Origin of the sequence: Spirillospora sp. NPDC048824 (assembly GCF_043198455.1) — a bacterium.
Lineage (GTDB): Bacteria > Actinomycetota > Actinomycetes > Streptosporangiales > Streptosporangiaceae > Spirillospora.
This window is the reverse complement of the sequence record NZ_JBICUS010000008.1, coordinates 92,751-117,902: the sequence shown is the minus strand read 5'-3', so window position 1 is coordinate 117,902 and position 25,152 is coordinate 92,751. Positions and strand designations below refer to the sequence as shown.

22 protein-coding genes are annotated in these 25,152 nt (G+C 70.8%); 16 read left to right on the top strand and 6 right to left on the bottom strand.

The annotated features are described in order from the left end of the window. Nucleotides 1–63 precede the first annotated feature (63 nt). Nucleotides 64–699 carry a GntR family transcriptional regulator gene (locus tag ACGFIS_RS17865; protein WP_392898924.1) on the top strand — a complete coding sequence of 212 codons (636 nt, stop codon included), beginning with the start codon at nucleotides 64–66 and terminating at the stop codon, nucleotides 697–699. A 45-nt stretch (nucleotides 700–744) separates the two neighbouring features. On the opposite strand, the gene ACGFIS_RS17860 is transcribed toward ACGFIS_RS17865, so the two are convergent. Then, nucleotides 745–1,446 (bottom strand): GntR family transcriptional regulator, encoded by a 702-nt coding sequence (locus ACGFIS_RS17860; protein ID WP_392898921.1) that lies wholly within the window; start codon nucleotides 1,444–1,446, stop codon nucleotides 745–747. A 157-nt stretch (nucleotides 1,447–1,603) separates the two neighbouring features. Here ACGFIS_RS17860 and ACGFIS_RS17855 point away from each other — a divergent pair, with 157 nt between their 5' ends. The 15 genes from ACGFIS_RS17855 (at nucleotide 1,604) to ACGFIS_RS17785 (ending at nucleotide 19,932) form a co-directional block, all read left to right on the top strand. Beyond that, entirely contained in the window at nucleotides 1,604–2,833 is a 1,230-nt protein-coding gene (locus ACGFIS_RS17855; RefSeq protein ID WP_392898919.1) for an NRAMP family divalent metal transporter, read from the top strand. A 7-nt stretch (nucleotides 2,834–2,840) separates the two neighbouring features. Continuing rightward, nucleotides 2,841–3,449 (top strand): allophanate hydrolase subunit 1, encoded by a 609-nt coding sequence (locus ACGFIS_RS17850; RefSeq protein ID WP_392898916.1) that lies wholly within the window; start codon nucleotides 2,841–2,843, stop codon nucleotides 3,447–3,449. Then, nucleotides 3,446–4,339, top strand: a complete 894-nt coding sequence (locus ACGFIS_RS17845; RefSeq protein ID WP_392898913.1) for a biotin-dependent carboxyltransferase family protein — start codon at nucleotides 3,446–3,448, stop codon at nucleotides 4,337–4,339. The genes ACGFIS_RS17850 and ACGFIS_RS17845 overlap by 4 nt, the downstream gene beginning before the upstream one ends. Continuing rightward, nucleotides 4,336–5,127, top strand: coding sequence for a putative hydro-lyase (locus tag ACGFIS_RS17840; protein WP_392898911.1), 792 nt, complete (start codon nucleotides 4,336–4,338; stop codon nucleotides 5,125–5,127). The genes ACGFIS_RS17845 and ACGFIS_RS17840 overlap by 4 nt, the downstream gene beginning before the upstream one ends. A 19-nt stretch (nucleotides 5,128–5,146) precedes the next feature. After that, nucleotides 5,147–6,487: a cellulose binding domain-containing protein gene (locus ACGFIS_RS17835; RefSeq protein WP_392971764.1), complete on the top strand. Its 1,341-nt coding sequence runs from the start codon at nucleotides 5,147–5,149 to the stop codon at nucleotides 6,485–6,487. 161 nt (nucleotides 6,488–6,648) lie between these two features. Continuing rightward, a complete protein-coding gene (locus ACGFIS_RS17830) occupies nucleotides 6,649–7,932 on the top strand; it encodes an ABC transporter substrate-binding protein (RefSeq protein WP_392898905.1) in 1,284 nt (427 codons plus the stop codon). Beyond that, the gene (locus ACGFIS_RS17825) at nucleotides 7,929–8,843 is read left to right on the top strand and encodes a carbohydrate ABC transporter permease (protein WP_392898904.1); all 915 of its coding nucleotides are present in this window, start codon (nucleotides 7,929–7,931) and stop codon (nucleotides 8,841–8,843) included. Before ACGFIS_RS17830 ends, ACGFIS_RS17825 begins: the two co-directional genes overlap by 4 nt. Then, complete coding sequence (locus tag ACGFIS_RS17820; RefSeq protein WP_392898901.1) at nucleotides 8,840–9,730, top strand: carbohydrate ABC transporter permease; 891 nt, start codon at nucleotides 8,840–8,842, stop codon at nucleotides 9,728–9,730. Before ACGFIS_RS17825 ends, ACGFIS_RS17820 begins: the two co-directional genes overlap by 4 nt. Next, entirely contained in the window at nucleotides 9,730–12,021 is a 2,292-nt protein-coding gene (yicI, locus tag ACGFIS_RS17815; RefSeq protein WP_392898899.1) for an alpha-xylosidase, read from the top strand. Before ACGFIS_RS17820 ends, yicI begins: the two co-directional genes overlap by 1 nt. After that, the gene (locus ACGFIS_RS17810) at nucleotides 12,021–13,403 is read left to right on the top strand and encodes a GH1 family beta-glucosidase (protein WP_392971761.1); all 1,383 of its coding nucleotides are present in this window, start codon (nucleotides 12,021–12,023) and stop codon (nucleotides 13,401–13,403) included. The genes yicI and ACGFIS_RS17810 overlap by 1 nt, the downstream gene beginning before the upstream one ends. A 50-nt stretch (nucleotides 13,404–13,453) precedes the next feature. Further along, complete coding sequence (locus tag ACGFIS_RS17805) at nucleotides 13,454–14,701, top strand: MFS transporter (RefSeq protein ID WP_392898893.1); 1,248 nt, start codon at nucleotides 13,454–13,456, stop codon at nucleotides 14,699–14,701. Further along, the gene (locus ACGFIS_RS17800) at nucleotides 14,685–15,692 is read left to right on the top strand and encodes a LacI family DNA-binding transcriptional regulator (RefSeq protein ID WP_392898890.1); all 1,008 of its coding nucleotides are present in this window, start codon (nucleotides 14,685–14,687) and stop codon (nucleotides 15,690–15,692) included. Before ACGFIS_RS17805 ends, ACGFIS_RS17800 begins: the two co-directional genes overlap by 17 nt. 90 nt (nucleotides 15,693–15,782) lie before the next feature. Further along, a complete protein-coding gene (locus ACGFIS_RS17795; RefSeq protein ID WP_392971758.1) occupies nucleotides 15,783–18,776 on the top strand; it encodes a glycoside hydrolase family 3 C-terminal domain-containing protein in 2,994 nt (997 codons plus the stop codon). A 345-nt stretch (nucleotides 18,777–19,121) separates the two neighbouring features. Continuing rightward, complete coding sequence (locus tag ACGFIS_RS17790; protein WP_392971755.1) at nucleotides 19,122–19,514, top strand: SSI family serine proteinase inhibitor; 393 nt, start codon at nucleotides 19,122–19,124, stop codon at nucleotides 19,512–19,514. A 73-nt stretch (nucleotides 19,515–19,587) separates the two neighbouring features. After that, the gene (locus ACGFIS_RS17785; RefSeq protein ID WP_392898883.1) at nucleotides 19,588–19,932 is read left to right on the top strand and encodes a hypothetical protein; all 345 of its coding nucleotides are present in this window, start codon (nucleotides 19,588–19,590) and stop codon (nucleotides 19,930–19,932) included. A 60-nt stretch (nucleotides 19,933–19,992) separates the two neighbouring features. Here the strand turns inward: ACGFIS_RS17785 and ACGFIS_RS17780 are convergent, their stop codons facing one another. The 5 genes from ACGFIS_RS17780 to ACGFIS_RS17760 form a co-directional block, all read right to left on the bottom strand. Then, complete coding sequence (locus tag ACGFIS_RS17780) at nucleotides 19,993–20,478, bottom strand: nucleoside deaminase (RefSeq protein WP_392898880.1); 486 nt, start codon at nucleotides 20,476–20,478, stop codon at nucleotides 19,993–19,995. Between the two features lie 316 nt (nucleotides 20,479–20,794). After that, complete coding sequence (locus tag ACGFIS_RS17775) at nucleotides 20,795–21,805, bottom strand: LacI family DNA-binding transcriptional regulator (RefSeq protein ID WP_392898878.1); 1,011 nt, start codon at nucleotides 21,803–21,805, stop codon at nucleotides 20,795–20,797. 37 nt (nucleotides 21,806–21,842) lie between these two features. Beyond that, a complete protein-coding gene (locus ACGFIS_RS17770; protein ID WP_392898875.1) occupies nucleotides 21,843–23,267 on the bottom strand; it encodes a GH1 family beta-glucosidase in 1,425 nt (474 codons plus the stop codon). After that, the gene (locus ACGFIS_RS17765) at nucleotides 23,264–24,166 is read right to left on the bottom strand and encodes a carbohydrate ABC transporter permease (RefSeq protein ID WP_392898872.1); all 903 of its coding nucleotides are present in this window, start codon (nucleotides 24,164–24,166) and stop codon (nucleotides 23,264–23,266) included. Before ACGFIS_RS17765 ends, ACGFIS_RS17770 begins: the two co-directional genes overlap by 4 nt. After that, complete coding sequence (locus ACGFIS_RS17760; RefSeq protein ID WP_392898869.1) at nucleotides 24,163–25,152, bottom strand: carbohydrate ABC transporter permease; 990 nt, start codon at nucleotides 25,150–25,152, stop codon at nucleotides 24,163–24,165. Before ACGFIS_RS17760 ends, ACGFIS_RS17765 begins: the two co-directional genes overlap by 4 nt.

The window sequence follows — 25,152 nt, the reverse complement described above, 5'->3', positions numbered from 1 at the left end:
CTATGATCGATCATATTCTATCCGTCAAGACCCACTTACCGAATCTGCGTCTAACATGGTTTCGTGAACGCGCCCATCCCCGCCCCGCTGCTGCGCACCGGACTCGCCGACCAGATCCGGGAGTTCATCGTGGAAGGCATCAGCTCCGGGCGATGGGAGCCGGGCGAACGCCTGGTCGAGCGCCGTATCGCGGCCGAGCTGGGCGTCAGCCAGGGGCCCGTCCGGGAGGCGCTGCGCCAGCTGGAGGCACAGCGGCTGATCGAGTCGCTGCCGAACCGGGGCGCCCGCGTCCGCGAGTTCACCGAGCGGGACCTGGCCGAGATCTTCCCCGTCCGGGCCGGGCTGGAGCGGACGGCCGCGGAACTCGCGCTGCCCCGCCTCTCCGACGGCTGCCTGGACGCGCTGGAGGAGCACAACCGGCTGCTCGGCGAGGCCGCGCGGGACGGTGACCTGCACGAGCAGATGCGCCTCAGCATCGCCTTCCACCGCGAGATCGTCGAGACGGCGGGCAACCGGCTGCTCGTCTCGGTCTGGGAGGGCCTCGGCATCGAGCTGTGGACGACGCTGTCCCTGCGCCTCCACCAGACCGGGATCTACTCCAAGTCGGCCGAGCACGCCGAGCTGATCGAGGCGTTCCGCCGCGGCGACCCGCAGGCGCCGCAGCTGCTGCACGAGCACGTCATGAACTACGCGCCCTGACCACCGCTTCTCGCGATCGCCGCTCTCGCGCCGCTGCTCGCGCGGTCACTCCTTCTCGCGGTACGCCTTGGTGAGCTGCGCCTCGGCGTCGTCCAGATAGGACCGCAGTTCCCGCTCGGCGGCCGCGAGGTCGCCCTGCGCGATCAGGTCGTAGAGGCGGCGGTTGCGGGCGAGGTACGGCTCGTGGAACTCGCGCGGCGCCCCCATCTCGTGGAAGACCAGGCGCATCTCGGCGAGCAGGAGCCGGGTCATCTCGTCCACGCGCGGGCTGCCCACCAGCGCGGCGATCGCCTGGTGGAACCGGATGTCGGCGGTGCCCACGTCCGCCCACTCGCCGTCCGCGGCGGCGCGCTCGCCGTCGAGGACGGCGGCCTCCACCCGGCCGAGCGCCTCGTGGGGGGCGCCGGACGCCGACCGCACGCCCTCGCACTCCAGGATCCGCCTGACCCGGTAGAGGTCGGCCAGGCCGTCGGCGGTGACGCGGCGCACGAACACGCCGCGGTTGAACTCGTGGACGACCAGGCGTTCCTGGGCGAGCAGGCGGAACGCCTCCCGCACCGTGTTGCGCGACACCTTCAGCGCGTCGCCCAGTTCCTCCTCGCGGACCCGTTCGCCGGGGGCCAGCCGGCCGTCGGTGATCTTCTCGCGGAGCAGTTCGGCGATCCTCGCGGCGGTGCTGGTCCGGTCGAGATCGTGCCGGGCGGCCGCTATGTCGGTCAGCCATGAGCCCTGCGCCGGCACGGCCATCGACCACCTTCCGGGATCGGCGCGGGGCTGCCGCGCGGAATTGATGCGACCCCAGCCTATCCGCAGCGATCGAAGAATGCATCAACAGGTCTCTTGATGGATTGTTGAACAATCTCTACGCTGACGGAAAGCCGAACCGCCCAGAAGGGTCACCCCCATGACGGACCGGACCACCCTGGCAGAGACCCCGGCCCCACCCGCACGCTCACGTCGCGGCGCCCTCCTCGGCGCCATGTTCCTGATGGCCACCAGCGCCATCGGCCCCGGCTTCATCACCCAGACCACCGTGTTCACCGCCAAGCTCGGCGCCGCGTTCGCGTTCGCGATCGTCGTGTCGGTGCTGGTGGACATCGCGATCCAGCTCAACGTGTGGCGCATCGTCGGCGTCTCCGGCATGCGCGCCCAGGAACTCGGCAACCGCGTCCTGCCCGGCGCCGGCTACGGCCTCGCCGCGCTGGACGTCTTCGGCGGCCTGGTCTTCAACATCGGCAACATCGCCGGCACCGCCCTCGGGCTGAACGCGCTGCTCGGCCTGGACGTCAAGATCGGCGGCGGGATCTCCGCCCTCGTCGCCATAGGGATCTTCCTGATCCGGCGCGCCGGGGTCGCGATGGACCGGATCGTGATCCTGCTCGGCGGCGTCATGATCCTGCTGACGCTGTACGTGGCGATCGTGTCCGACCCGCCCCTCGGCGACGCGCTCAGGCAGAGCATCGCACCCGAGACCGTCGACTTCCTCGTCATCACCACCCTGATCGGCGGGACGGTCGGCGGCTACATCACCTACGCGGGCGCGCACCGCATGATCGAGTCCGGCGTGACCGGGAGCGAGAACGTCAAGGAGATCAACCGCAGCGCCGTCACCGGCATCCTCGTCACCGGCGTGATGCGGGTGCTGCTGTTCCTCGCCGTCCTCGGCGTCGTCGCCGGCGGCGTGACCCTGGCCAAGGAGAACGCCCCCGCCTCCGCCTTCGAGCACGCGGCCGGCGAGGCCGGGCTGCGCCTCTTCGGACTGATCATGTGGTCGGCCGCGATCACGTCGGTGATCGGCGCGTCCTACACCTCGGTGTCGTTCCTGGTGTCGTTCTCCTCCTTCGTCGAACGGCACCGCAACCGCCTGGTCGTGGCGTTCATCCTGGTCTCCGGCTCGATCTTCCTCATGATCGGGACGGCCCCGGCCAAGCTGCTCATCCTCGCGGGCGCGCTGAACGGGCTCATCCTGCCGTTCGGCCTCGCCGTGCTGCTGTGGGCGGCGGGCCGCCGCCGCGACCTGCTCGGCGGCTACCGGTACCCGGTCTGGCTGCTCGTCCTCGGCGCCGCCGCCTGGCTGCTCTCCCTCTACCTGGGCTGGAACTCCCTGTCCGGCCTGAACGACCTCTGGGGGTGAGGACCGGGTGCGGATCCTGCCGAGCGGTGACGCGGCCGTCCTGGTCGAACTGCCGGACCTGACCGGCATGCTCGCCCTGTACGCGGCGCTGGCCGCGTCCCCGCCGCCCGGCGTCGCCGACATCGTCCCGGCGGCCCATACCCTCACCCTCCTGCTCGGCCCGTCCGCCGACCCGGCCGCGGTCGCCGCCGCCGTCCGCGCCACCCGGCCCGGCACGGCCGGCGGCGCCGCCGGCACCGCCGAGGTCCCCGTCGTCTACGACGGCGAGGACCTCGGCGAGGTCGCCCGCCTCACCGGCCTCACCCCCGCCGGGGTCGTCGCCGCCCACACCGGTACCGCCTGGCGGGTCGCGTTCACGGGGTTCGCGCCCGGCTTCGGCTACCTGGAGGGCGGCGATCCCCGGCTGGACGTCCCGCGCCGCGCGACGCCGCGCGTCCGCGTCCCCGCGGGCGCGGTCGGCCTCGCCGGACGCTTCAGCGGCGTCTACCCCGTCGAATCACCCGGCGGCTGGCAGCTCATAGGACGCACGGAGGCCGTCCTATGGGACCTGGACCGCGACCCGCCCGCCCTGCTCCGCCCCGGAGTCCGGGTTCGGTTCGTGCGGCGGGAACCATGAAGCGGGGCCTGGACGTTCTCGACACAGGTCCCCTGGCCACCGTCCAGGATCTGGGCCGTCCGGGTCATGCGGCGCTCGGCGTGGGGGTGTCGGGCGCCGCGGACCCGGACTCGCTCAGGCTCGCCAACCGCGCGCTCGGCAACCCCGAGGACGCGGCGGCGATCGAGGTCACGCTGGGCGGGCTCCGCGTCCGCTGCCGCGGCGGGCTGTTCGCCGCGGTCACCGGAGCACCCGCCCCGCTCACGGTCGGCGGCCGCGCCGAGGCGCCCTACTCGGTGATCCACATTCCGGACGGCGCCGAACTCCGGATGGCGGTGCCGCCGGCGGGGCTGCGCAGCTACCTGGCCGTGCGCGGCGGGCTCGCCGTCGCGCCCGTCCTCGGCTCCCGCTCCACCGACACCCTCGCGGGGCTCGGCCCCGGCCCGCTCAAGCCCGGCGACCTGCTGTACGCCGGCCAGCCGCCCCGCGGGGCCGGTCCGCTCCTGGACGTGCTGCCCGTCCGCCCGCCGCCGCCCGGCGACATCGGCCTGCACGCGATGCCCGGCCCCCGCGACGACTGGTTCTCTCCCACCGCGCTGACCACGCTGTTCACCTCCGCCTACACGGTGACCAGCGAGATCGACCGGGTCGGCATGCGGCTGGACGGACCGCGTTTGCCCCATGCGGAACGCGGCGAACTACCCAGCGAGGGAACCGTCACCGGGGCACTGCAGGTGCCGCCGTCCGGGCAGCCCGTGCTGTTCCTCGCCGATCACCCGCTGACCGGCGGATATCCCGTCATCGCGGTGGTCGCCTCCGCACACGTGGGGCGCGCCGCACAGGCCCGTCCCGGGCAGCGGCTCCGTTTTCGGCCGCATCCCGCGCCGGACCTTCGAGAGGAGAGAGTATGACCGCACCGATCGACCCGGGCGCGTTGTCGCCGGACCAGGCCAGGGCGCTGTTCCGGGCCGGCCTCCGCGTCCCCACCTCCGGCTGGTGCGCCGGCTGGACGCAGGCGAACCTCATCGCCGTGCCCCGCGAGCAGGCCTACGACCTGCTCCTTTTCGCGCAGCGCAACCCCAAGCCGTGCCCCGTCCTGGACGTCGCCGAACCCGGCGAGGTGTCCACGCCCCTGTTCGCCGGAGACCTGCGCACCGACCTGCCCGGCTACATCGTCTACGAGCGCGGCGAACCGGTCGCCGAGGTGACCGACGTGACCGGCTTCTGGCGCGACGACCTGGTCTCGTTCCTCATCGGGTGCAGCTTCACCTTCGAGGACGCGCTCCGCGACGCCGGCGTCCCCGTCCGGCACATCGAGCAGAACGGCAACGTCCCGATGTACCGGACGAACCGGATGTGCCGCCGCGCCGGGGAGTTCGGCGGCCCCCTCGTCGTCTCGATGCGGCCCGTCCCCGCCGCGCAGGTGGCCGATGCCGTCCGGGTGACGTCCCGGTACCCGTCCGTCCACGGCGCCCCCGTCCACATCGGCGACCCGGTCGACCTCGGAATCGACGACCTCGGCGCCCCCGACTTCGGCGACCCCGTCGAGGTCCGGGTGGACGAGATCCCCGTGTTCTGGGCGTGCGGCGTGACGCCGCAGGCGGCCGTGATGGCGTCCCGTCCGAAGCTGGCCATCGGGCATGCCCCCGGCCACATGGCGATCACCGACGCCCGCGACACCAGGTATCTGGTTCCCTGACACGGCATAGGCTGCTCGCATGGCCGAGATCGTCGCCCCGGGCGACCTTCTGGGGGAGCGCTACCGCCTGGAGCGCCCCCTCGGCGCGGGCGGCATGGCGACCGTGTGGCGTGCGGTCGACCTCGTCCTCGACCGGGCCGTCGCGGTCAAGGTCCCCAACGGCGGCTGGCCCGAGGAGTTCACGCTGCGGCTGCGCCAGGAGGCGAAGGCCGCCGCGGGTCTCACGCACCCCAGCATCACCGGCGTGTACGACTACGGCGAACACCGACCCGGGCAGTCCGGCGGGCCGTCCCCCCAGGGGCGGTACGAACACGTCCCGTATGTGGTCATGGAGTTGCTTGACGGTGAGACCCTGTCGGCACGCCTGTCCCGGGGGCCGCTGCCCTGGCGTGAGGCGGCCGGGATCTGTGCCCGTGTCGCCGACGCCCTGGCCGCCGCGCATGCCGCCGGGATCGTCCACCGCGACATCAAGCCGGCGAACGTCTTCCTGACCCGGGTCGGTGTGAAGGTCCTCGACTTCGGCATCGCCTTCACCGGCCCGTCCGCGCCCGGCGGTCCCCTCCTCGGGACTCCCGCCTATGTCGCTCCGGAACTCCTGTCGGGCACGTCCCCGACATCGGCGGCCGACATGTTCTCCCTTGGCGTCGTCCTCCGGGAGTGCTTGGACGGCGACGTTCCCGACGCGGTCACCGCCCTCTGCCGCCGCTGCCTGGACGAGGACCCGGAGGCCCGCCCCACCGCCTCGGAGGCGGCGCGGGTACTCGCCGGCGCGGCCGGCGTCCAGCTCGCCCCGTTCCCCGCGCCCCAGCCCGCCGGGGCTCCGGACGGCGGCCTGAGGTCCGGCGCGCCGCGAGAACCGACACGCGTCCTGGCCGACCCGGCCCCGCCCGGCCCGGCGCCGGCCCGCAGGCCTTTGATCATCGCCGGGGCGGCGGCCGGTGTCGTCGCGCTGGTGGCGATGCTGCTCGCGGCGCTCTCCCCGGACTCGTCCCCGCGGTCGACCGCGCCGCCGCCGGCGGCGAGCCCGGCGGAGCCCGAGCCTGCGGCGTGCTCGGTGTCGTACCGGATCGACGGGACGTGGCCGCAGGGCTTCCAGGCCACGGTGCGGATCACGAACCTCGGCGCCGGGGAGATCGACGGCTGGCGGCTGGGGTTCGAACTGCCGGACGGCCAGGCGATCACGCAGCTCTGGAACGGCAGCCAGGTCCAGGACGGCTCGTCGGTCACCGTCACGGCGGCCGACTGGAACCGGTCGATCCCGCCGGACGGGACGGCCGAGTTCGGGTTCATCGGACGGCAGGACGGCGGCGACGGCCGCCCGTCCCGCTTCACCCTCAACGGCGGAGAGTGCCGCACCTGACCCACTCAATGGGAGCGCTCCCAGAGTATCGTCGCAGCTCATGCTGCTCGGGATCGAATTGATGGGGCGCCGCCTATTGTGCCGCGGCTGGTCGAAGGCTTAGCATCCGGGACAATCGAAGCGCTTCGACAGTCGGCTCGATCCCACCCCCGGAGGAGACCATGATCAAGGCAGGCAGGAGCGTGGCGGTGCTCGCCGCCCTTGCCGCGGCCGCCCTGTCGCTGACCGCGTGCGGCGGCGACGACGGCGGCTCGGACGGCAAGGTGCTGAAGCTCTGGCACTACGAGTCCCCCGACAGCGCCATGGGCAAGGCATGGAACGAGGCCGTCAAGGAGTTCGAGGCCACGCATCCCGGCGTCACGGTGAAGTTCGAGGAGAAGGGCTTCGAGCAGATCCAGAAGACCGCGCCCATGGTCCTGAACTCCAAGGACGCCCCCGACGTCATGGAGTACAACAAGGGCAACGCGACCGCCGGCCTGCTGTCCAAGCAGGGGCTTCTCACCGACCTCACCCCCGAGGTCCAGAAGCGCGGCTGGGGCAAGCTGATCAGCCCGAACGTCCAGGTCACCGCCAAGTACGACGCCAAGGGGACGATGGGCGGCGACAAGTGGTTCGGCGTCCCCAACTACGCCGAGTATCTGCAGGTGTACTACAACAAGGACCTGTTCGAGAAGCACGGCGTCGAGATCCCCACGACGTTCGACGAGCTGATCGCCGCGATGGACGCGTTCGTCGCGAAGGACGTCACGCCGTTCACCAACGCGGGCGCCGAGTACATGGCGCACCAGTTCGTCTACCAGCTCGCCCTCGACAAGGCCGACCAGAGCTGGGTGGACGCCTTCCAGCGCTACACCGCCAAGGCGAACTTCAACGACGCCGCCTGGACCCACGGGGCGACGACGTTCGCCGACTGGGTGAAGAAGGGCTACATCGCCAAGAACTCCGTCAGCCTCAAGGCCGAGGACGCGGGCGTCGCCTTCATGAAGGGCGAGTTCCCGATGATGTTCTCCGGAAGCTGGTGGTTCGGGCGCGTCGCCGCGGAGTCGAAGTTCGACTGGGAGACCTCGGTGTGGCCCGGCGCCAAGATGACGCTCGGCTCGGGCGGCAACCTGTGGGTCGTCCCCCAGGGGTCGGAGAACAAGGAGCTCGCCTACGACTTCATCGACATCACGATGAAGAAGAACATCCAGAACACCCTCGGCAACGCGGGCGGCATCCCGGTCGCGGCGGACCCGGCCGCGATCACCGAGCCGAAGGCCGAGAAGCTCATCTCGGACTTCGACGCGCTGGCCAAGTCCGGCGGGCTGGCCTACTACCCGGACTGGCCGGTCGCCGGCTTCTACGACGTGCTGGTGTCGCAGACGCAGAAGCTCATGAACGGCACCCCCCCGGGTGAGGTGCTCGGCGGCATCCAGAAGTCCTACGACAGCGGCCTGCCGAAGTGACGACGCAGGGCCGCGGCCGGTCGCGGGAGCAGTGGGCGTATCTGCCCTATCTGCTCCCCGGCCTGCTCCTGTTCACCGCCGTCATCGGTGTGCCGTTCCTGATGAACATCGGGACGAGCTTCACCGAGTGGACGGGCATCGGCACCCCGGAGTGGGTCGGGCTCGACAACTACCGGGAACTGGTGAAGGACGAGCAGTTCTGGGCGTCGTTCGGGCACAACGCACTGATCATCATCGGGATGGCGGTCCTCCCGACGATGATCGGGCTGGTGCTGGCCTCGGTGCTGACCGACCTGATCGACCGGCACTTCGGGTCGCGGACCGCGAGCGTCCTGCGCGCCTGCATCTACCTGCCGCAGGTGCTGCCGATCGTCATCGCGGGCGTGGTGTGGAGCTGGCTGCTGGCCCCGGAGGGCGGCGCGGTCAACGCGCTGCTGGACGCCGTGGGCCTCGGGTCGCTCGCGCACGACTGGCTCGGCGACCCGGCCACGGCCCTGTGGAGCGTCATCGCGGTGATGGTCTGGATCCAGATCGGATTCCCGCTGGTGATCTTCATGTCGGGGCTGCAGCGGGTCGACCCGGCGCTGTACGAGGCGGCGGAGATCGACGGCGCCTCCTGGATGCGGCGGTTCTGGCACGTCACGGTCCCGCAGATCCGGCCGGAGATCTTCGTGGTCCTGCTGTGGACGACGATCGCCGCGTTGAAGGCGTTCGCGCAGATCTTTGTGCTCACGAAGGGCGGCCCGGGCGGAGCGACGAACGTGCCGGCGTACTACTCGTGGGTCCACTTCTTCGAGAAGTCCGACGTCGGCTACGGCTCGGCGATCGCGACCGTGCTGACGCTCGTCATCATCGCGCTGACCGTCGTCTTCCTGCGCATGCAGGGACGTGAGCTGGGGGAGGAGCAGTGACGGCGACGCCGGCGAAGAAGGCCGGGACGCCGCCGCGCGAACGGCCCGGCAACCCGCGGCGACGCCGCCGCGGACCGTCCGCCTACGCGGTGCTGGTGGCGCTGGCCGCGTTCGCCGGCGTGATGCTGATCCCGTTCGTCGTGGTGGTCTTCAACGCGCTGAAGACGCCGCAGGAGTACTCCTCGAAGGGGCCGCTGTCACCGCCGGACGGGTTCAACCTGGACGCCGTCCGCGCGTTCTGGGAGCGCACCGACTTCGGGAACGTGCTGCTGAACAGCGTGTTCATCAGCGGTTCCGTCGCCGTCCTGGCGGTCCTGCTGTCGGTGCTGAACGCCTACGCGCTCGGCATCGGCCGGATCAAGGGGCGGATGTGGGTGCTCGTGCTGCTGCTCATGGCGAACACCGTGCCGCAGGAGGCGCTGGTCTACCCGCTGTACTACCTGTCCAAGCAGGTCGGCCTGTACGACACCAGGATCAGCGTGATCATCGTGTTCACGGTCATCCAGAGCGCGTTCGGGACGTATCTGCTGGCGTCGGTGCTGTCGGCGTTCCCGCGCCCGCTGCTGGAGGCGGCGCGGATCGACGGCGCCGGCCGATGGCAGGTCCTGTGGCGGGTGATCGTGCCGGTCGTGCGGCCGACGCTGTCGGTGCTGATGGTGTTCTTCTTCGTGTGGACCTGGAACGAGTTCCTGATCCCCATGGTCTTCCTGATCTCCAACGAGAACCAGACGGTCTCGGTCGCGCTCGGCGTCCTGCAAGGGCAGCGGCTCATGGACGCCACGATGTCCAGCGCCGCGTCGCTGCTCGGCCTTCTCCCGACCGTCGTCTTCTTCCTCATCTTCCAGCGCACTCTGTCGCGCGGACTCACCGCGGGGGCCATCAAGTAATGAAGTTCAGTGACGGCTACTGGATGATGCGCGAAGGTGTGCACGCCGCCCATCCGGTCGAGGTCCTCGACGTCGACGCCGGGCCCGACTCGTTCACGGTGTACGCGCCCGTCGAGCGGATCAGGCACCGGGGCGATCTGCTCAAGGGACCGGCGGTCACGGTGACGTGCGAGTCGCCGATGCCGGACGTCGTCGGTGTCACCCTGACCCACTTCGCCGGGGAGGAACGGCGCGGCCCCCGTTTCGAGCTGGCCACCGACCCGGCCGGGGAGGTGTCCATCGATGACGACGCGGCGACGCTGACGTCCGGCGACCTTTCGGTGCGGGTCAGGCGCGGAGGGAAATGGGGCGTCGACTTCCTGGTGGACGGGCGGCGCCTCACCGGCAGCGCGCCCAAGGCGCAGGCCGTCATCGACACCGGCGACGGACGCCATTACATCCGGGAACAGCTCGATCTGGCCGTCGACGACTTCGTCTACGGGCTCGGTGAACGGTTCGGGCCGCTGGTGAAGAACGGCCAGTCCGTGGACGTGTGGAACGCCGACGGCGGGACGGCCAGCGAGCAGGCGTACAAGAACGTGCCGTTCTTCCTGACGAACGCGGGCTACGGCGTCTTCGTCGACCATCCGGGTCGCGTGTCCTTCGAGGTGGCCTCGGAGGCCGTCGCCCGGACGCAGTTCAGCGTCGAGGGCCAGTCGATGCGGTACTTCGTCATCTACGGGCCGACGCCGAAGGAGATCCTGCGCAAGTACACCGCGCTCACGGGACGGCCTGCCCGGCTCCCCGAATGGTCGTACGGGCTGTGGCTGTCCACGTCGTTCACCACGTCCTATGACGAGGAGACCGTCACGTCGTTCATCGACGGGATGGCCTCGCGCGACCTGCCGCTCAGCGTCTTCCATTTCGACTGCTTCTGGATGCGCGAGTTCCAGTGGTGCGACTTCGAATGGGACCCGAGGGTGTTCCCCGACCCGGAGGGGATGCTGCGCCGGCTTCGCGAGCGCGGACTGCGGATCTGCGTCTGGATCAACCCGTACATCGGGCAGCGCTCACCGCTGTTCGAGGAGGGGCGTTCGCGCGGCTACCTGCTGAAACGCCCGAACGGGGACGTGTGGCAGTGGGACAAGTGGCAGCCTGGCCTCGCCGTGGTCGACTTCACCCACCCCGAAGCCAGGGAATGGTACGCCGGCAAACTCGGCGCGCTGCTCGACATGGGCGTGGACTCCTTCAAGACGGACTTCGGCGAACGCATTCCCACCGATGTCGTCTACCACGACGGTTCCGACCCGGAACGGGCGCACAACTACTACACCCACCTCTACAACCGGACCGTGTTCGACCTGCTGCGCAAGAAGCGCGGCGAGGGTGAGGCGGTGGTGTTCGCCCGTTCCGCCACGGCCGGCACGCAGCGTTTTCCGCTGCACTGGGGCGGCGACGCCGAATCGACGTTCGAGGCGATGGGGGAGAGCCTCCGCGGCGGCCTGTCCCTGGGAATGTCGGGCTTCGGCTACTGGAGCCACGACATCGGCGGCTTCGAGGGGACACCCGACCCGGCGCTGTTCAAACGGTGGATCGCGTTCGGGCTGCTGTCGTCGCACAGCCGCCTGCACGGCAGCCATTCCTACCGGGTGCCGTGGCTGTTCGACGAGGAGTCGGTGGATGTCCTGCGGGACTTCACCCGGCTGAAGATGCGGCTGATGCCCTATCTCTCCGGTGCCGCCCGCCAGGCCTACGGGGAAGGGCTGCCGATGATGCGGGCAATGGTCGTCGAATTCCCCGGCGACCCCGCCTGCACCCACCTGGAACGCCAGTACATGCTCGGCGACGACCTGCTCGTGGCACCGGTCTTCTCGTCCGGCGGTGAAGTCTCCTACTACGTGCCCGGGGGCGTGTGGACCCACTACCTCACCGGCGAACGCGTCGAAGGCGGCCGCTGGGTGCGGGAAAGGCACGGGTTCGGCAGCGTGCCGCTGCTCGTCCGCCCGGGGGCCGTCATCCCGGAGGGCGCCGTGGACGACCGTCCCGACTACGACCACGCCGACGATGTCACCTTGCGCATCTACGAGCCGTCCGATGGAGCAACCGTCACCGCACAGGTCGGCGACACCACGTTCACCACGGCGAGAAACGGTGAAAACCTGCGCGTGACAGGCGGCGGAGCCTGGAACGTTCTCCTCGTCAACGCGCGCGTGGCCGCGGTGGAGGGCGGCGAGCCTTCCGCACATCCGCAGGGCGTTCTGATCAAGGCGGCCGGTGGCGAACTGGTCATCACCCTGGAAGAGGAGAATTGATGGGCTTCCCGGAAGGGTTCCTGTGGGGGGCGGCCACCGCCGCCTACCAGATCGAGGGAGCGGCCCAGGAGGACGGACGCGCACCGTCCATCTGGGACACCTTCAGCCATACACCGGGCAAGGTGCTCAACGGCGAAACCGGTGACGTCGCCACCGACCACTACCACCGCCGGCAGGAGGACGTCGCGACGATGGCCGGCCTGGGCATCGACGCCTACCGGTTCTCCATCTCCTGGTCGCGCGTCCTGCCGGGAGGGACGCCCAACCAGAAGGGCATCGACTTCTACTCCCGGCTGGTCGACGAACTCCTCGAACACGGCATCGCCCCGGTCGCGACCCTCTACCACTGGGACCTCCCGCAAGAACTGGAGGACGCCGGCGGCTGGCCCGAGCGGGACACGGCACGCCGGTTCGCCGACTACGCCGAACGGATCGGGCGCGTCCTCGGCGACCGCGTCCACACGTGGACGACGCTGAACGAGCCGTGGTGCTCGGCGTTCCTCGGCTACGCGTCCGGCGTCCACGCCCCCGGCCGCACCGACCCGGCGGACGCGCTCGCCGCCGCCCACCACCTGAACCTCGCGCACGGCCTGGCCGTGCGGGCTCTGCGCGGCGTCGTCCCCCCGTCCGCGCGCCACTCGGTCACCCTCAACATCCACCATCTGCGCGGCGACGCGGAGGCCGTCCGGCGGGTGGACGCCGTCTCCAACCGGGTGTTCCTCGACCCGATGCTCGGCAGGGGCTACCCCGCCGACCTCCTGGACGACACGGCGTCCCTCACCGACTGGGGTTTCCTGCGCGACGGCGACGCCGAGATCATCGCCGCCCCCATCGACGTCCTCGGCGTCAACTACTACGCGCCCACGCTCGTCCGGCAGTGGGACGGCGTCTCCCCGCGCGAGCACGCGGACGGCCACCGGCAGGGCGCGGCGTCGCCGTTCGTCGGCTGCGACACCGTCGAGTTCGCCCGCCTGCCCGGCCCCTACACGGCGATGAACTGGCCGATCGACGCGAGCGGCATGGAGGAACTCCTTCTGCGGCTGCACCGCGACCACCCGCACACCCCGCTGATGGTCACCGAGAACGGCGCCGCGTTCGACGACGCGGTGGACGGCGCGCCGGACGGGAGGCGCCACGTCCACGACGACCGCCGCGTCACGTATCTGCGCGACCACATCGCCGCCGTGGAAAGAGCCTGCGACGCCGGCGCGGACGTCCGCGGCTACTTCGCCTGGTCGCTGCTGGACAACTTCGAGTGGGCCTACGGCTACTCCAAGCGCTTCGGCCTCGTCCACGTCGACTACGCCACCGGCGAACGCACCTGGAAGGACAGCGCCCACTGGTATCGCGACGCCATCGCCTCCCGCCGCGCGAGCCCATGACGTCGCGCAAGCCCATGACCTCGCGGGAGCCAATGACCTCGCGGGAGCCCATGAGCGCCGCACGCGCGCGGGTGGCCGTCCTGGCGCTGTCCCTCGCCGCGTTCTGCTTCGTCACGACGGAGAGCCTGCCGATCGGGCTGCTCCGCCTCATCGCGGACGACCTGGACGTCTCGCCGTCGGCCGTCGGCCTGCTCGTGACCGGCTACGCGGCCGTGGTCGCGGTCGTCTGCGTCCCGCTCGTGCGGGTCACGGCCCGGATGGGACGGCGCCGGCTGCTCACCGGCGTGATGCTCCTCTTCGTCGCCATGTCGTTCGCCGCGGCGGCGTCCCCCGGCTACGGCGCCCTGCTGGGCTCGCGGCTGGTCACCGCGCTCGCCCAGGCGGTGTTCTGGCCGGTCGCCGCGGTGGCGGCGGCCGCGCTGTTCCCGCCCGCGCGACGGGGGAGGGCGGCGGCCTACGTGTTCGCCGGCGGGTCCCTCGCCGTCGTCATCGGCATCCCCCTCGGCACCTGGCTCGGCCGCGCCGCCGGCTGGCGCGCCTCCTTCGCCGCGCTCGGCGCCCTGTGCCTGATCTCGCTCGCCGCCGTCGCCGTCCTGCTGCCCGGCGGGAACGCGGGCGGCTCGGCCTCCGTCCCCGCGGCGCGGCCGGACCGGCGGCGCTTCCGGCTGCTGATGGTCACCGTCGTGCTGGCCATCGGAGGCGTGTTCGCCTGCTACACCTACATCACCGAGTTCCTGACCGGCGTCAGCGGCTTCCCCGGCTCCGCGATCAGCCCGCTGCTGCTGGTGAACGGCGCCGCCGACATCTGCGGCCTCGTCATCGCCGGGATCGTGGTGGACCGCGGCCCCCGCGCCCTGCTGGCCGCGTCCACCGCCGTGCTCACGATCGCGATGCTCGGCCTGTTCACGTTCGGTGCCGCGGCGGTACCGGCGGTCGCCGGGCTCGTCCTGCTCGGCCTCGGGCTGCCCGCCTTCGTGACGGCCATGCAGGCCAGGGTGCTGCAGTCGGCGCCGGGCGACACCGGCGTGGCCTCGGCGTGGGCGGCGTCCGCGTTCAACGTCGGCATCGGGGGCGGCGCCCTGCTCGGCGGCGCGCTGCTGCCGTTCACCGGTGTGCGCGGCACGGCCCTCGCGGGCGCGGTCGCCGCCGGCGCGGCGCTCGCCGTGATCGGCGTGGAACGCCCGGTCCGGCGGCGGGCGTTCCGCGCGCGGGCTCCGGCCGGCCTCGGCACGGCTAGCATCGATCGCACTCTCACACGCTTCGAGGACGACGGGACGGTCCGTGGTCAAGATCACTGATGTGGCGCGGCACGCCGGAGTGTCGCCGAGCACGGTCTCCTACGTGCTGAGCGGCAAACGCTCGATCTCCGAGGAGACCCGCCACCGCGTCCGGGAGAGCATCCGCGAGCTCGGCTACCGGCCGCACGCGGGCGCCCGCGCGCTCGCCAGCAGCCGGTCCAACGTGCTCGCGCTGATGATCCCGCTGCGCTCCGGCATCGCGGTGCCCGTCGTCATGCAGTTCGCCGTGTCGGTGGTGACCGCCGCCCGCCGGCACGACCACGACGTCCTGCTGCTCACCCAGGAGGAGGGCGAGGACGGCCTGCGCCGCGTCGCCGACAGCGCGCTCGTGGACGCCCTGATCGTGATGGACGTGCAGATGAAGGATCCGCGGCTGCCGCTGCTGCGCTCCCTGGACCGGCCGAGCGTGCTCATCGGCTTCCCCGCCGACGCCGACGACCTGACCTGCATCGACCTCGACTTCCACGCCGCCGGCGCCGTCTGCGTCGAGCATCTGGCCGAGCTCGGGCACCGGGAGATCGCGATGATCGGCTCGCCGCCCGAGGTCTACGCCCGGCAGACGGGCTTCGCGCAGCGGGTCGCGGACGGGTTCACCGGCGCGGTGCGGGCGGCCGGCCTGACCGGGGACGTCCTGCCGTGCGAGGCCACCGCGGACGCGGCCCGCGAACTGGTGGGGCGGCTCCTCGCCGAGCGTCCCGGCCTGACCGGCGTCCTCGTCCACAACGAGCCGATCGTGGGCCCGGTCGTGCGGGCCCTGCGCGCCGCCGGACGCCGCGTCCCGGAGGACGTGTCGGTCGTCGCGATATGCCCGGACGAGATGGCCGAGCACGCCGAGCCGCCGCTGTCGTCCGTCGCGATCCCCGCCGACGAGGTGGGTGGACGCGCCGTGGAGCTGCTGATGTCCAAGCTCGACGGGGCCGCGGTTCCGGCCGCGACCCTGCTCCCGCCGACCCTGACCCGGCGGGCCAGCACCGCGCCCGCCGCCGGCTGACCGACAAGGAGGTACGGAGAGGGCCCTGCACGGGCCATAGTCGAAGCGCTTCGATAATCACTGCTCGGGGGCCAGTCCAGAGGAGTACCGATGCCCAGACACCATCGAACCCCCCGTCCCCCCGGCCGGCGCAGCCGGTCCCTGACCCTCGTCCTGGCCGTCGTGCTGGCGGCCCCCCTCGCGTGGACGGCCCCCGCCGCCGCCCGCGAGACCCTTCCGTTCCGCGACCCGGGCCTGTCCGTCCAGGCCAGGGTCGGCGACCTGGTCGGGCGGCTCACCCTCGACGAGAAGATCTCCCTGCTCCACCAGTACCAGCCCGCGATCCCGCGGCTCGGCATCGACCGGTTCAAGACGGGCACGGAGGCGCTGCACGGGGTCGCGTGGTCCACCGACGTCCACGACGGCGGCGCCGTCGTGACCGCCGAGGGCACCGTGTTCCCGCAGTCGGTCGGGCTCGGCGCGACCTGGGACCCGGAGCTGCTCAAGCAGATCGGCTCCGCGGTCGGCACCGAGGCCCGCGGCTACCACGGCGAGAACCCCGACGTCTGGGGCCTGCAGCTGTGGGCGCCCGTCGTCAACCTGCTGCGCGACCCGCGCTGGGGCCGCAACGAGGAGGGCTACTCCGAGGATCCGCTGCTCACCGGCCTCCTCGCCACCGCCTACGGCCACGGCATGCAGGGCGACGATCCCGCCCACCTCAAGGCCGCCCCGGTGCTGAAGCACTACATGGCCAACAACAACGAGATCCGCCGCGACCGGACGTCCTCCAGCCTGCGGCCACGGGTGAGCAAGGAGTACGACGAGGTCCCGTTCCGGATCCCGGTCACCCGCGACGCCGCCACCGGAGTCATGACCGCCTACAACCTGGTCAACGGCCGTCCCGCGACCGTCACGCCCGACGCCGGCGGCCTCATCCGCTCCTGGACGGACCGGACGCTGTTCAACGTCACCGACGCCGGCGGGCCCAACAACCTCGTCGGCTCCCAGCAGTACTTCCCCGACCTCGCCACCGCCGACGCGGCCGTCCTCAAGGCCGGCGTGGACAGCTTCACCACCGACAACACCGACTCGTCCATCACGATCAACGCGGTCAAGGAGGCGCTGTCGCGCGGGCTGCTCGCCGAATCCGACATCGACCGCGCCGTCGGCCACATCCTCAGCATCCGGGTGCGGCTCGGCGAGTTCGACCCGGGCGGCGGCCCGTACGCGAAGATCACCAAGGAGGTCGTGGACAGCCCCGCCCACCGCGCCCTGGCCCGCAGGGCCGCGGCCGAGCAGATGGTGCTGCTGAAGAACAAGGGCGGGACGCTGCCCATCTCGTCCGGCAAGGTCGCCGTCGTCGGCCAGCTCTCCGACACCCTCTACACCGACTGGTACTCGGGTGACCTCCCGTACGAGGTCACCCCGCTGGACGGCATCAGGAACAAGGCCGGCGCGGGCAACGTCACGTCCAGCGAGGGCGTCGACCGGATCGCGCTCAAGGACGTCGAGACCGGTGCGTACATCGCCGGTGGAACCGGCGCCGGCGCCGTCCTCAAAACAGGACCCACCACGCCCGCCGACGCGACGGCACAGTTCGACGTGTTCGACTGGGGCCAGGGCATCGTGACCCTGCGCAGCGCAGCCAACGGCAAGGTCGTCGGCCGCCACAACTGGGGCGACACCTTCGCCAACGACCAGGACCAGCCGAACGACTGGTTCGTCCAGCAGATGTTCAAGCTGGAGAAGCAGGACGGCGGCGAATACCTGATCCGCTACGCCGGTTACGAAAAGGCGTACGACTGGGCCGACCCTTCCAAGACCTACGTGAAGACGAACGACGACGGCACGCTCGTACTCACCACCAAGGACGACGCCGCCCGGTTCGCCAAGGACGTCGTCAGCAGCGGCGTCGAATCCGCCGTCAAGGCGGCGGCCGGCGCCGACACCGCCGTCGTCGTGGTCGGCAGCATGCCGTTCATCAACGGCCGCGAAGACCACGACCGCACCACGATGGCGCTCGCCGAAGGACAGTCGGAACTCATCAAGGCCGTCCGCGAGGCCAACCCGAACACGGTCGTCGTGGTGGAGAACAGCTACCCGACGACGCTCAACTGGGAGCAGCAGAACGTCCCGGCGATCCTGTGGACGAGTCACGCCGGCGCCGAAACGGGCAACGCCCTGGCATCCATTCTCTTCGGCGACGAAAGCCCGTCCGGGAAACTCCCGCAAACCTGGTACCGCTCCGAGAAGGACCTGCCCGGCATCCTCGAATACGACATCATCAAGACCGACCGCACCTACCAGTACTTCAAGGGCAAGCCGCTCTACCCGTTCGGGTACGGCCTCTCGTACACCACATTCCGCTACGGCGAGCCGCGCCTCAGCAGCCGTTCCGTCAGCCGCGACGGAACGGTGACCGTCACGATCCCGGTCACCAATACGGGGAGGAAGGCCGGCGACGAGGTCGTCCAGCTCTACACCCACCAGCTGAAGTCGCGGGTGAAGCAGCCGGTGAAGAGGCTGCGCGCCTTCGACAAGATCCACATGAAGCCCGGGGAGACGGTCACGGCGACATTCCGGCTGCGCGCCTCCGACCTCGCGATCTGGGACGTCACCCGCAACCGGTGGACGGTCGAGATGTCGAAGCACGACCTGCTGTTCGGCTCCTCGTCCGCCGACATCCGGCGCCGCGCCCACCTCAACGTGCGCGGCGAGAGAATCCCCGACCGGAACCTGTCCACGACCACCCGAGCCGCCGACTTCGACGACCACGGCGGCATCGAGCTGGTCGACGAATCGAAGGCCGAGGGCGACGCCGTCGCCGGCACCGCGAACTCCTGGCTGAAGTTCGCAGACGCCGACCTCGGCCGGTCCACCGGCAAGATCACGGCCCGTGTCGCGGGCACGAACGCCACCACGATCCAGGTCCGACTGGACGCACCCGACGGCCCCGTCGCGGGAACCCTGGACGTCCCGTCCACCGGAGACGAGTACACCTACAAGGAGATCACTGCACCGGTCACCGGTGCCCGCGGAGACCACGACGTCTACCTGGTCTTCACCGGCGAAACCCGCCTGAGCACCTTCTCCCTCACCCATTGAATTCCCTGGCCCGCCCCGCCCCGGCCCGGCCGGGGCGGGCCGGCGAGGAATCACGTACGCGTCAGAGGACGTCTCCGCCCACGCGCTCAAGCGGGAGTCCAGGATGGACGGGGTGCGGTCCGGCCTCCCGGTAGCACATTTTCTGGTCATTCGGTGGCAATGTGCATTGCACGATCGGGCAGACTTGATTTAAGTATTGACGGGTGGCCAGGTTGGGACGGAAGACGGTCTTGTTTGTGGGAGTTTGTGGCGCCTAATGTCTGGATGCGGCGGGACGTCCACCACAAATCGACGTCCTCGCCGGCCATTGCCGCAGATCGCGGCGGGCAATCCAGGGAGGAAGACATGCACATGTCGCGTGCCCGTTTCCGGTGGGCCGCCGCGGTGGCCGGAATGGCGGTCCTCGTGCACGCCGCGCCGACGCTGGCGGAGGAACCCCTTGGCGCCTACCTGCTGATGGTGGCGCCGCAGGAGGGTCCCGTCACCGCGCGGACCCTGTGGTGCGAGCCGGACGGAGGGACGCTCCGCGCCGCATCACAGGCTTGTGACCAGCTCGAACTCGCCGACGGCCGAGTGGCCCGGATCCCCCGGCGGGAGGGGCCGTGCACGCTGGAACACGCGCCCGTCCGGGTGAGCGCGGACGGCACCTGGCGCGGCGAGCCACGCCATTTCGCCCGGACCTATCCGAACCGGTGCGCCGCCATGCGTGACACCGGCGGAATCCTCTTCGGCGGATAACCCACGGACCGCGGGCCGCCGGAATGGGGAAGCGGGGTGCCGTCCGGCGGCCCGCATGAAAAGGAGGGCGAAAATGCTCGCTTTCACCGGGCCGGATGTTCTGGTCACCTACGAGCGCTCCGGAGGATTCGCTGGAATTCGGGAACGGGTGACCGTCGATGCCGCGGGAGGCGCCGTCGTCAATGGCGCGAAGGTCGCGCTCAAGGAGGAGGAGATGCGCGGCCTGCGTGACGCGCTGGGCCGCGTCGTCACCACGACTTCTTCGGCGGCGGGATGCGACGTGGCCGACCACTTCACCTACACGCTCACCTACCGCGGGCACCGGACGACGCGGTGCCGGGTCCCGTGCGACTGGCGTGCGGCGGTCGAGCGGCTGGAGGCGCTGACCGCCCGCCCGGAGGCGCCGGCCAGGCGGTGACCGATTGAGCCGCGGCGTGCCGTCCTCGTCCGCCGACCATGGAGGGCGGCACGCCGCATGTCACGGGGTGCAGGCGCGGACGTGCAGGTCCCGCATCGCGGACTCCAGCGCGGCGACCGGGCCGTCCACCCGGATTCCCGGCACGACCTCCTGGATCGGGAAGGACGTGACCGGCCCCGGCGGGACGCCGAGTTCGGTGCGCCACGCGGTCAGCTGCGCGGACGAGAGGACGTAGACGATGCGGCCGAGCCCGACCCAGCCGTGCGCGGCCGAGCACATCGGGCAGTGCTCGCCGGACGTGAACACCGTGGCGTCGCGGCGCTCGTCGGCGGTGAGGTTGCGGGCCGCCCAGCGGGCGATCTCGAACTCGGGGTGGCGGGTCTCGTCGCCGTCCGCGGTGCGGTTGCGGTCCTCGAACAGGACTTCGCCGGACGCGGACACCAGCACCGACCCGAACGGCTCGTCGGCCGACTCCAGCGCCTCGGCCGCGAGTTCGACGCAGCGGTTCAGATGGACGAGCTCGGCGGCGGTCGGTTCATAGCCCATCAACCGATCATAGGCTTCCGCCCCAGTTCACCGCCCAAGTGCCTGTCAGCGACCCCGGCCACCGCCCCGGCCACGCACCGACCTCAATCGTCGCGATCGCGTCCGAAGGCAGGTTTCGAGCGAAGCAAGAAACCTGATCGCGCAGCGAGCCGCAAGGCGAGCCGAAGCGATGCAGCGATCGCACCGCAGTTCCCGCCGAAGGGAGGGCCCCAGGGCCCGACCGCCAAGGGAAATGCAAGCAAATACAGCGATCGCACCGCATTTCCCGCCGAAGGGAGGGCCTCCAGGGCCCGACCGCCAAGGGAAATGCAAGAAACTACGCGGATTCTCGGATCACCAGGTGGGGGCGGAGGATGACGACCGGGTCCTCGACCGTCTCGCCGCGGATGCGGGAGACCAGGAGGCGGGCCATTTCCAGGCCCATCTCCTCCGGCGACTGGTGGACGGTGCTGAGCGGCGGGTCGGCCAGGGGTGCGGCGGCCGAGTCGTCGAAGCCGATCACCGCGACGTCTTCGGGGATGTGGCGGCCGTGCCGGTGCAGGACGCGCAGCGCGCCGAGCGCCATGGGGTCGTCGGCGGCGAACACCGCGTCCAGGGCCGGCTCGGCGGCCAGCAGTTTCTCCGCGGCGGCGATGCCGCTGGCTTCGCCGAAGTCGCCGTACTCGATGTGCTCGGGCAGGCCCGCGGCGGCGAGGGCCTCCCGGTAGCCGGCCAGCCGGTCGATGCCCACCCCCATGTCCTGGGGGCCGGCGATGGTGGCGATGCGCCGCCGGCCACCGGAGATCAGGTGGCCGACGGCCTCGCGGGCGCCGCTGCGGTTGTCGACGTCGACGTAGCTGACCGGCGACAGGCCCGGCGGGCGGCCGCCGAGGACGGTCGGGACGCCGTTGGCCTCCAGCTTGGCGGGCAGGGGGTCCTCGGCGTGCAGGGAGGTGAGGAGCACCCCGTCCACGTGCTGGGTGGTGAGGTACTCCTCCAGCCTCCCGTACTCGGCGGGGGAGCGGGCGAGGGCGAGCAGGAGCTGCAGCCCGGTTTCGCCGATGCCGTTGCTGATTCCCCGGATGATCCCGGCGAAGTACGGCTCGTCGAACAGCCGCTGGTCGGACTCGGCGACGACGAGCGCCACGGTGTCGGTGCGGCGGGTGACGAGCGTGCGGGCGGCGCGGTTCGGTACGTACCCGAGTTCCTCGATCGCCTTCAGCACGGCCTCGCGGGCCTGCGCGCTGACCCGTGGCGACCCGTTGACCACCCGCGATACCGTGCCGCGCCCGACGCCCGCCCGCGCCGCGACCGCCTCCAGCGTGGGACGGGTGCTGCTGCCCGTCATCTAGCCCCCTTTGTCCGTACCGTCCGCCCCGTGCGTGTCAGCCCTGTTCGAGCAGACCGCCCCGCCGGATCACCCCTGCGTACCATCGTGCGCTGTCCTTGGGCACCCGGCGCTGCGTGGCGTAGTCGACGTGGACCAGCCCGAAACGCTTGGAGTAGCCCCAAGCCCACTCGAAATTATCCAGCAGGGACCAGGTGAAGTAGCCGCGGAGCGGTACTCCGTCGGCGATGGCGCTGTGGCACGCCCGCAGATGCGCGTCGATATAGGCGATGCGCCCCTCGTCCTGGACCGTGCCATTTCCGTCCAGCGTCTCGTCGTAGCCCGCGCCGTTCTCGGTGATGTACAGCGGGACGGACGGGTATTCGCGATGCAGCCGGGTGAGGACCTCGTGCAGGCCGTCCGCGTCGATCTCCCAGCCCATCCCGGTGACGGGACGCCCGGCGGGGACGAAGCGGACATGGTCGCTGCCGACCCACGGGGAGTGCGTGGAGAACGGCGACGACGCGGTCTGCGCCGCCTCGCCGGGCGTGCCCGCGACGGTGTGCCGCGAGTAGTAGTTGATACCGAGCTGGTCGATCGGCTGGTTGATCACGGCCAGGTCGCCGTCCGCCGGGGCGAACCCGCACCGGGCGGTGTCGGCGAGGACGTCCTCGGGGTAGCGGCCGAGGAGCAGCGGGTCGAGGAACAGCCGGTTCTGCAGCCCGTCGATGCGGCGCGCCGCGTCGACGTCGGCGGGGTCGTCGGTCGCGGGGGAGACCGCGTACAGGTTGACGGCGGCGCCGAACCGGTTGTCGGGGTGGCGGGCCCGCATCGCCTCGACCGCGAGGCCGTGGCCGAGCATCAGGTGGTGGGCGGCGAGCAGGGAGGCGGACGGGTCGAGACGCCCCGGCGCGTGCTCCCCGGACGCGTAGCCGAGGAACGCCGCGCACCACGGCTCGTTCACGGTCGTCCAGTGGTGGACCCGGTCGCCGAGGGCGGCGTGCACATGCGACGCGAACTCGGCGAACCGGTGGGCGGTCTCCCGTTCGGGCCAGCCGCCCTTGTCCTCCAGCGGCTGCGGGAGGTCCCAGTGGTAGAGGGTCGGCCACGGCTCGATGCCGGCCTCCAGCAGCGTGTCGACCAGGCGCCGGTAGAAGTCGACGCCCTCCTGGTTGAACGCCCCGGTCCCGGACGGCTGCACCCGGGACCAGGAGATCGAGAACCGGTACGCGGTCAGCCCGAGGTCGGACATGAGCGCCACGTCCTCGGGGAACCGGTGGTAGTGGTCCACCGCGACATCGCCGGTGTCGCCGCCGAGCACCTTGCCGGGGGTGCGGCAGAACGTGTCCCAGATGGACGGGCCGCGTCCGCCTTCGCCGGCGGCGCCCTCGATCTGATAGGCGGCGGTGGCGGCCCCCCAGCGGAAACCGGTCGGGAACTGTGCGGTCGAGGCCGCGCCGGTGTCGTCCTTGAGGGAGGTCACGCTTTCACAGCACCTTCCATGATTCCGCCGATGATCTGGCGGCCGAAAATGATGAACACGACGAGCAGCGGCAGGACCGCCACGCTGGTGCCGGCGAACATGAGCGTGTAGTCCTGGAAGTGCGCGTTCGCCAGGTTGTTGATGGACAGCTGCACGGTCGGGTTGTCGGGGTTAAGGACGGCGAGGGGCCACATGAACTCGTTCCAGGTCTGCATGAACGTGAACAGGCCGAGGACGCCCGCGGCGGGCCGCAGCGCCGGCAGGACGACGCGCCAGTAGATGCCGAACGTGGTGCATCCGTCGACGCGGGCCGCCTCGATCAGCTCGTCGGGGACGGCCTGCTCGGCGTACTGCCGCATCATGAACACGCCGAACCCGGTGACGAGGAACGGGACGATGACGGCCTGCAGCTGGTTCTGCCAGCCCAGCTCCACCATGATCATGTAGAGCGGGATGATGCCCATCTGCACCGGGATCATCATCGTCGCGATGATGATCAGCAGCAGCCCGTTCTTGCCGCGGAAGCGCAGCTTGGCGAACGCGAACCCGGCGAGCGAGGCGAAGAACACCGTGGAGATCGTCACCACGCCGGAGGCGATCGCGGAGTTCAGCAGGCCCTGCGCGAAGTAGGCGTCGGGGTTGCCGAACAGCCGGTCGACGTTCTCGGCGCCGTTGCCGCCGGGCAGCAGCGGCGGCGGGACGTCGGCGACCACGTCGTTGGTGCGGGTCGCCACGGCGATCATCCAGTAGATCGGGAAGATCGACAGCACCAGCGCGACGACCAGCGTGAGGTAGGTCAGCGGGCTGGCGTTCCACAGTCCGCGGAAGCGACCGGGGGGTGGGGCGGCGTGTTTGCCCTCGGGGCGCCGGCTGCCGGGGCCGGCCAGGAGCGTGGTCACTTGGTGCCTCCCGTGCGCCGCACTGCCAGGAAGTTGATCAGGGAGAACACGATGATCATCACGAACAGGGCCCAGGCGACGGTGGCGCCGTAGCCGTACCGGTCGCTGCCGAACGCGTTGTCGTACATGTACATCGTGATGGTCTGGAACTGGTGGAGCGGGCCGCCGTCCATCTTGTTCGGCGTGTGGATGCTGAACAGGACGGGTTCGGTGAACAGCTGCAGCCCGCCGATCGTCGAGATGATCACCGTGAAGATGATCGTGGGACGCAGCATCGGGACGGTGATCTGCCAGAACTGCCGGATCCGGGACGCGCCGTCGATCGCGGCGGCCTCGTAGAGGTCCTTCGGGATCGCCTGCATGGCGGCCAGGTAGATCAGCGCGTTGTAGCCGGTCCAGCGCCAGTCGACCATCAGGGCGATGGCCACCCAGGACCAGCCCCGGCTGCTGCTCCAGGCGATCGGGTCGATGCCGACCAGACCGATCGCCCAGTTGATCATGCCCCAGTCCTTGTCGAACATCTGGGTGAACACGATCGCGACGGCGGCGGTCGAGGTCACCAGCGGGGCGATCATGCCGATCCGGAACAGGGTCGGCATCCGCATCCGCCGGTTCAGGGCGTTGGCGATCATCAGCGCGAGCATCAGCTGCGGGACGGTCGCGATGAGGAAGATCCCGATGGTGTTGACCGTGGCGTGCCAGAAGTCGGCGTCGGTCAGCAGGTAGTCGTAGTTCTCGAGCCCGACGAACTCGCGGGTCCCCGACGCCAGCTCCCACTCGTGCAGGGAGACCCAGAGGGTGAAGACGAGCGGGAACGCGCCGAAGACGAGGAAGACGAGGTAGAACGGCGAGATGAAGGCGTAGGGTGCGCCCTTCACGTCGAGCTTGGCCAGCCGTGCCCGCCAGGTGCGGCCGGCCCCCGGGCGGGCCTTCGCCGGCGGGGGCGGCGGGGGGCCGTTCCGGCTGGGGCGCAGATCGGTGGTCAC